The organism is Mesorhizobium sp. M7A.F.Ca.AU.002.02.1.1 (genome assembly GCF_003998535.1).
GTDB classification, from domain to species: domain Bacteria; phylum Pseudomonadota; class Alphaproteobacteria; order Rhizobiales; family Rhizobiaceae; genus Mesorhizobium; species Mesorhizobium ciceri.
Map to the genome: position 1 here is coordinate 1 of NZ_RZPB01000274.1, position 7,320 is coordinate 7,320.

Here is a 7,320-nt window from a genome sequence, read left to right on the forward strand (position 1 = left end):
AACTCGGTCGGCGCAATGACGATGGCCGCCGGGTTGCTGGCAACGGCGTTCTCGAGGATCGAGACCTGGCCGTTGACGTCGGTTTCAGCCTGGGCGCCGAGTTCCGGCACGTTGACGCCGAGATCCTTGCCGGCCTTGCGGGCGCCGGCCAGAACGATCTGCCAGTAGAAGGACGTGGTGTCCTTGACGATGATCGGAATGGTGACGTCCGCCGCCGAAACCGGCGCCGGATGCATGACGCCGGCGAGCATTGAAGCTGCTGCCAGCGCCATGACGGCGCGGCGGTTGAGAATGCTGGTCACGAATTTCATGAGGTTTCCTCCCTAAGTCGCCCGGTGAACGATACGGAAGCTCCGTTCGGATAGGCGCGGTCCCAAACAGAACTTTATCAATAAAAAACAGTTGCCCTGTTTTGATAGTGCATCGAACAGATCGATGCAAGCGGTGTTTGACCAGTCGTTGCGAGGTCTGGCAGAGGCAGATCCCCCGCCCTGTTCTCCCATTGGCGCCGTCACGCTTCCGTTCCGTTCTGGGAACGTATGGAATATTAATTCCACCAATTCGTCAATATGGAATATCCATTCCTCCATGTGCCGAAGGAACATGAAGTTTCACACCAGCTCCTGCACCAGCGTGTAGGGACGATATTTGGCGTATTCCGTTTCCGGTACGTCGATGTCGAGCAGCTCGAGGTTGCGCGTCAGATTTGCCAGCTTGGCGGTGCCGGTCAGTACGGTGGCGACGGCAGCTTCATGCAAGGGGAATTGGAACGCTGCGGCGGCGAGCGGATAGCCACCCTCGGCGGCGATCCTTTCCATTGCGCCGACGCGGTCGAGCACGTCATGGCTGGCGGGGCGGTAGTCGAAATGTGCGCCTTGCACCGGGCCGGTCGCCAGGATGCCGGAGTTGAACACGCCGCCAATGACCAAGGAGGTCTGCTGTGCCCGGCATAGCGGCAGCAACTCCGCTTCGGCACTGCGGTCGAGCAGGGAATAGCGGCTGGCAAGCAGGATGCAGTCGAGCGGCGCCCGGCGCATCACGTCCAGGCAGATCTGCACCTCGTTGACGCCAAGCCCATAGGCAGAAATGACGCCAGTCCGTTTCAGCTCTTCGAGTGCCTTGAGGCCGCCATCCATCAGGTCGCGAAAATGCAGCTTGGTCTTCTCGATACCATGGGTGTAGGCGCCGATGTCGTGGACAAACAGGATGTCTATCCTGTTTAGGCCAAGCCGCGCATAGCTGAACTCGACCGACCGCATAATGCCGTCATAGGAATAGTCGTAGTCGAGCGCGAAGGGCAGCGGATCGACATAGGAGTGATCGGGAACCTGATCGTCCGGCACCGGGCGAAACAGCCGGCCGACCTTGGTCGACAGCACATAGGAATCGCGCGGCTTGTAACGCAGGAAGTCGCCGAAGCGGCGCTCCGACAGTCCGAAACCGTAGAAGGGTGCGGTGTCGAAATAGCGCAGGTCGGCATCCCAGGCGCCCTGCAGCGTCTCCATCGCCGCTTCGCGCGAACAGGCGCGGTAAAGGCCGCCAAGTGCGGCGCCGCCGAAACTGACTTCGGTGACCTCCAGAGCTGTCCGACCGATACGGCGTTTTTCCATGCAAAACCTCCCCGTTGCCCGCCGCTGACCGGCGCGCCGTCTATTTTATATCAGTAAAATCTAAAGTGTTGCGCCCAGATGCCAGGGCACGAACTCGTTGTCGCCGTAGCCGAAGTCCTCGCTCTTGGTCTTGCGGCCGGAAGCCGTTTCGACGATCAGTTCGAAGATCTCGCGGCCCATGCCGGCGATGGTCTTTTCACCCGAGGCGATGACGCCGCAATTGACGTCCATGTCCTCTTCCATCTGGTGGTACATGGTCGAGTTGGTGGCGACCTTGATCGACGGCGTCGGACGGCAGCCGAAGCAGGAGCCGCGGCCGGTGGTGAAGACGATGACGTTGGCGCCGCCCGCCACCTGGCCGGTCGCCGAAACCGGGTCGTAGCCAGGCGTATCCATGAACACCAGGCCACTGCCGGTGACTTTTTCGGCGTAACCGAAGACGCCGTTGAGCGGCGTCTGGCCGCCCTTGGCGACCGCACCGAGGGACTTCTCCAGGATGGTGGTGAGGCCGCCGCGCTTGTTGCCGGGCGAGGGATTGTTGTCGATCGAGGCGCCATGCTTGGCGACGTGGTCCTCCCACCACTTCACGAAGCCGTCGAGCTTCTGCGCGATCTCCGGCGTTGCCGCGCGGTAGGCAAGCAGATGCTCGGCGCCGTAGATTTCCGTGGTCTCGGAGAGGATGCCGATACCGCCAACGCCGGCCAGGATGTCGACAGCCGCGCCCAGCGCCGGATTGGCCGTGATACCCGACATGCCGTCGGAGCCGCCGCATTGCAGGCCGACGACGATCTCGCTGACCGGGATCGGCTCACGCTTCAACTGGCCGACTTCCTCGGCGATCTCGGCCAGCACGCCCATCGCTTTTTCCACCGATTTGCGCGACCCGCCGGCGTCCTGGATGTTGAAATGGCGCTTGCCGGCAGCGACGCCCTTCTGGCCGTAGAGGGTGAGCTGGTTGACCTCGCAGCCGAGGCCGACCATCAGCACGCCGCCGAAATTCGGGTGGCGGGCATAGCCGGCAAGCGTGCGGTGCAGCACCATCATGCCGTCGCCGGTGCCGCTCATGCCGCAGCCCTGGCCGTGCACGATCGGCACGAAGCCGTCGATGCCGGGGTATTTCGGCAACAGCGTGCGGTTGGCGGTATCGGCGATGGAATGGCAGACGGTGGCCGAGCAATTGACGCTGGCGACGATGCCGATGAAGTTGCGCGTGCCGGCGCGGCCATCGGCGCGGCGATAGCCCATGAAGGTGCGGGCGCGGTCGGCCTCCGTCGCGTGCTCGGCCTCGCTCGGCGGCACGACCGGCAAGCGGCCGGATTCGAAAACCAGATTGTGCGAATGCACGTGCTCGCCGGCTGCGATGTCCTGTGTCGCGCGACCGATCGCCTGGGCGTATTTCACCACGGCCTCGCCGGCGGCGATCGGCTTGATCGCCACCTTGTGGCCGGGCTCGATCAGCGCACTGGCGACGGCACCGCCCGGCAGCGCGGTGCCGATCTCGATGCGGCCGTTGGCGACGGCGACATTGTCGGCGGGGGACAGAAGAATGCAGTTGGAGGCGTTCACGGGCGGTTTCCTGGGTGATCCTGGGTTGCGCGGGGCGGATTGACACGCGCCTGTTTAGAGATATTGTCTTTTATCGTGAAAAAACAGTTTTGCGTCAATTGTTTTTTCGTGGGGAGTTCCGCATGTCTCCGGGTTGTTCCGGGAAGCAATTTCGCTTCTCAGAGCCATGCGAACGTCATATTGCGCTTCAAACCGTCCGCTGCAAGCGACGGCGTGCAACGGGTCAGGGATGTCGAAGAGCAACAACGTCTACAAGGATGCCTACAACCGCTGCCTGCGGCTGCTCGACGAAACGCGCAGCCTGCCTTCGGAGCCGGAACTGGGCACCTTGCTTGGCGTCAGCCGGACCACGGTGCGCACCATTCTCGCGCGCATGGAAGAGACCGGGCTGATCGCCTGGAACAAGCGCGCCAAGACGGTGCTGCGCGAACCGCTTCCCGATGATTTCTTCCCCGAGGAAGAGACAGACACGCTGGCCGAGATCATCGAACGGTCGTTCATGCGTCGGCTGCTCGCCGGCGGCGCCGAAGCCGGCATGCAGATCAACGAACTCGAACTGGCGCGCGAGATCGGCGTCGGCACCACCAGCGTGCGCGAGTTCCTGATCCGCTTCTCCCGCTTCGGCCTGATCGAGAAACGTCGCAACAGTCATTGGGTGCTGAAGGGCTTTACGCGCGCTTTCGCGCTGGAGCTGACCGAAATCCGCGAGATGTTCGAACTGCGCTCGGCGGCCGCCTTTGCCGCTTTACCGCAGGACAGCGCAGTCTGGACCGATCTCGACCGCCTGGAAGACGAGCATCGCCAGCTGGCAAACGACATAGCCGCCCGCTTCACCGAGTTCTCCGAACTCGACGAGCGCTTCCACCGGCTGATCCACCGGGCATCGCGCAATCGCTTCATCGTCGATTTCTACGATGTCATCGCCATGATCTTCCACTACCATTACCAGTGGAACAAGGCGCAGGAACGCGAGCGCAACGAAGTCGCGATCGGTGAGCATCTGGTCTACATAGAAGCGCTGAAATCACGCGATCTCGGCAAGGTCGACGCCGCTTGCCGCAAGCATTTGAAGTCGGCGCGCCAGACATTGCTGACCTCGATCCCGGAGAGCCGGTCGCTGCAAAAACACTGAGCCGCATCGCGGCTCGGAGCCCTGTTTCATGCATGTTGTCCCAAAACCGCTATACACTTCTGGGCGACATGCCTTGGGCCTGCCGCGTTGCCGCCGCGGCGATTTGGCGATTTTCCACCCGCCGGCCCCGTGCTAGATATGGTTGGTTGCTGCGAAGAGGCAGGGCTTTGGGCGTATCGAGGAGACGATGGAGCATGCCGGTCGCGCTTGTCGCGGCCTATCTGCTGTTGCTCCAGTCGACGCTTGGTGCATTCGCCTTCGGCGCCGGTCCCAATGCATCGCAACTCGACGCTTTTGGCAACGTCATCTGTACCCATGAAGGCGCAACCCAGCTTCCGGGCGGCAACCAGCCGCCGTCCCATCTGCCGGCATGCTGCGTGCTCGGCTGCAGCATGGTTTCGGCGGCCTTTGCGCCGCCGCCCAATGCCGGTCTGGCGCCGGGCAGCCTTTCCTTTGAAACGGTCGCCTTTGTCTTCCCGGCGGCCATCCATCTCGACTTTGCGCGTGAGCGCTCGCCGTCGAACCCGCGCGCGCCGCCGCTGACGGCCTGAGCCTGTTTGCCCGGCGGAACCTTTCGTGGGCGTACCCATCCAAAGATCTAACTGCTCGCGACCGGCAACGGCGCGACCTTCACTTCATGGAGCAACCATGTCCTATTTTTTCCCTGACGCCGCGCGTCCTGAGCCGGGCAGCATTCTACGCGGCATCGAAGAGCGTGTCGGCATTGCCGTGCTGGCTCTTGCGCTGCTGTTCACAGGCGCCCAGTCCGTCCTCGCGCATGAGTTCAAGGTTGGCGATCTTGAGATCGGCCACCCCTGGTCGCGCGCCACGCCGGCCGGCGCCAAAGTGGCCGGCGGTTATTTCACCATCACCAACAAGGGCAGTGCGCCGGATCGGCTGGTGTCGATTTCCTCCGATGTCTCCGAAAAGGCCGAGCTGCATGAGATGGGCGTCAAGGACGGCGTCATGACCATGCGGCCGGTTGCCGGCGGCCTGGAAATTCCGGCCGGCGGCAAGGTAGCCCTTGCACCTGGCGGCTATCATTTGATGTTCATGGGCCTGAAGCGGCAACCCAAACAGGGCGAAAAGTTCTCCGCCACCCTGACCTTCGAAAAGGCCGGCGCCGTCAGCGTCGATTTCGCCGTCGAAGGCATGGGCGGCGGCGCCGTGGACGATCACGCCAATTGACCGCGCCAGCTCGACAAATCTTGAAAATCCGAGGGACCATCATGAACAAATATCTTTTGTCGGCCGGCGCACTTCTCGCGCTCGGAACCAGCGCCGCCTTCGCGCATATCACGTTCGAAACCCAGGAGGCGGCGGTCGGCTCGACCTACAAGGCCGTTTTGCGCGTGCCGCATGGCTGCGACGGCAAGGCGACGACCGCCGTGCGCGTGCAGATTCCGGAAGGGGTGATCGCGATCAAGCCGATGCCGAAGCCCGGCTGGACGCTGCAGACCAAGAAGGGCAAGTACGAGAAATCCTACCAGCTCTACGGTCAGGCGGTGACCGATGGGGTCAAGGAGGTCGACTGGAGCGGCGGCAACCTGCCCGATGAATTCTATGACGAGTTCGTTTTCCGCGCGACGCTGACGGCGGATCTCCCCGTCGGCCAAAAACTCTATTTCCCGGTCGTGCAGGAATGCGACGGTGCAGCCGATCGCTGGATCGAGATTCCAGCGGCAGGGCAGGATGAAGACGCACTGGAAAGCCCGGCACCCGGCATCAAGCTGCTGCCGAAGAAATGATCTCCCAGGCGGCGCGCTCTTTCGAGTGCGCCGCTCTTTTTTCGTGGCGGTGACATGAGCACGACCTCCCTCCTGCAAACGGCTTGCATGACCGGCAAACGCACCGGCCGGCTTGCCGTCGGCCTGTTGGCTGTGATCGTGTTTCTTGCCAGCCTTGCCGTGTCAGATCAGGCCTTTGCCCATGCCGCGCTGATCAAGACCGACCCGGCCGACGGCGCGGTGCTGGCACAGGGACCGGCGCAGTTCTCGCTGACCTTCAGCGAGCCGGTCTCGCCTCTGGTGCTGACGCTGGTGAAGCCCGACGGCAAGCCGGTTCCACTGACCGCCTTTCGTCTCAGCGACCAGACCGTCGAGATCGACAATCCGCAGCCGCTCAAGTCGGGCACGCATGTCTTGAGCTGGCGCGTCATCTCCGCAGACGGTCATCCCGTCGGCGGATCGCTGCTGTTTTCCATCGGAGCGCCCAGCGAACCGCCGGCCGTATCCGAAACCGTCGACTGGCCGTTGCGGTCGGCTATCTGGGCGGGCAAAATCTTTCTCTACGTCGGCCTCTTCCTCGGCGTTGGCGGCGCCTTCGCGCTTGCCTGGTTGGCCGGAAGTGCCCGTGCCGGGCAACGCTTCGTTGCAGCTGCAATCCTGAGCGGGCTGGTCGCGTCGTCCCTGTCGCTCGGATTGCAGGGGCTTGATGCACTCGGGGCGCCGCTCTCCCATCTGGCACAATCGGTCATCTGGCGGACCGGGCTCGGCACCAGCTTCGGCTGGACGGTGCTGGTCGCGCTGATCGCGCTGGGGCTTGGCCTGCTGTCGCTGGCCGGTCCCCGTGCCACCGCCAAGCCATTGGCGCTGGCCGGCCTGGCCGGGGTGGGGATTGCCCTTGCCGCCAGCGGCCATGCCAGTGCCGCCGAACCGCAATGGCTGACGCGGCCGATGGTGTTCCTGCATGGCGTCTGCATCGCGTCGTGGGTCGGCGCATTGGTCCCACTCGGGCTGGCGCTCAAGGGGCAATCGGCGGAGGCCACGCCATTCCTGCGGCGATTTTCTTGGGCGATCCTGCCCGTGGTGGCCGTGCTTGCCGCTGCCGGCACCGTGCTTGCCGTCATCCAGGTGCAAACGCCCGCGGCATTGGTCGACACCGCCTATGGAAGGCTGCTGCTGATCAAGCTCGGGCTGCTGGTCTTTCTGTTCACGCTCGCTGCCGTCAACCGCTGGAAACTCACGGCATCGGCCGAGGCGGGATCGACGGAAGTTCAACGCAGGCTGGTCC

Annotated in this window: 8 protein-coding genes; 5 read left to right on the forward strand and 3 right to left on the reverse strand. The window is 63.4% G+C overall.

Annotated elements, in window-relative coordinates; translation table 11 throughout:
* The 3 genes from EN879_RS17745 to EN879_RS17755 form a co-directional block, all read right to left on the reverse strand.
* Positions 1–311: substrate-binding domain-containing protein (locus EN879_RS17745; RefSeq protein ID WP_164774450.1), on the reverse strand; the 311-nt coding region annotated here is incomplete at its 3' end.
* Positions 312–611: 300 nt separating this feature from the next.
* Complete coding sequence (locus EN879_RS17750) at positions 612–1,610, reverse strand: aldo/keto reductase (protein WP_063169029.1); 999 nt, start codon at positions 1,608–1,610, stop codon at positions 612–614.
* A gap of 60 nt (positions 1,611–1,670) precedes the next feature.
* The gene (locus tag EN879_RS17755; RefSeq protein WP_013529531.1) at positions 1,671–3,176 is read right to left on the reverse strand and encodes an altronate dehydratase family protein; all 1,506 of its coding nucleotides are present in this window, start codon (positions 3,174–3,176) and stop codon (positions 1,671–1,673) included.
* Positions 3,177–3,405: 229 nt separating this feature from the next.
* Between EN879_RS17755 and EN879_RS17760 the strand changes: the two genes are divergently transcribed.
* The 5 genes from EN879_RS17760 to EN879_RS17780 form a co-directional block, all read left to right on the forward strand.
* The gene (locus EN879_RS17760) at positions 3,406–4,308 is read left to right on the forward strand and encodes a GntR family transcriptional regulator (RefSeq protein ID WP_013529532.1); all 903 of its coding nucleotides are present in this window, start codon (positions 3,406–3,408) and stop codon (positions 4,306–4,308) included.
* A gap of 194 nt (positions 4,309–4,502) precedes the next feature.
* A complete protein-coding gene (locus EN879_RS17765; RefSeq protein WP_063169028.1) occupies positions 4,503–4,859 on the forward strand; it encodes a DUF2946 family protein in 357 nt (118 codons plus the stop codon).
* Positions 4,860–4,956: 97 nt separating this feature from the next.
* Positions 4,957–5,496, forward strand: coding sequence for a copper chaperone PCu(A)C (locus tag EN879_RS17770; protein WP_063169027.1), 540 nt, complete (start codon positions 4,957–4,959; stop codon positions 5,494–5,496).
* Between the two features lie 41 nt (positions 5,497–5,537).
* Complete coding sequence (locus EN879_RS17775) at positions 5,538–6,056, forward strand: YcnI family protein (protein ID WP_013529535.1); 519 nt, start codon at positions 5,538–5,540, stop codon at positions 6,054–6,056.
* A gap of 54 nt (positions 6,057–6,110) precedes the next feature.
* A partial coding sequence (locus EN879_RS17780) for a copper resistance CopC/CopD family protein (RefSeq protein WP_127274157.1) occupies positions 6,111–7,320 on the forward strand: 1,210 nt, incomplete at its 3' end.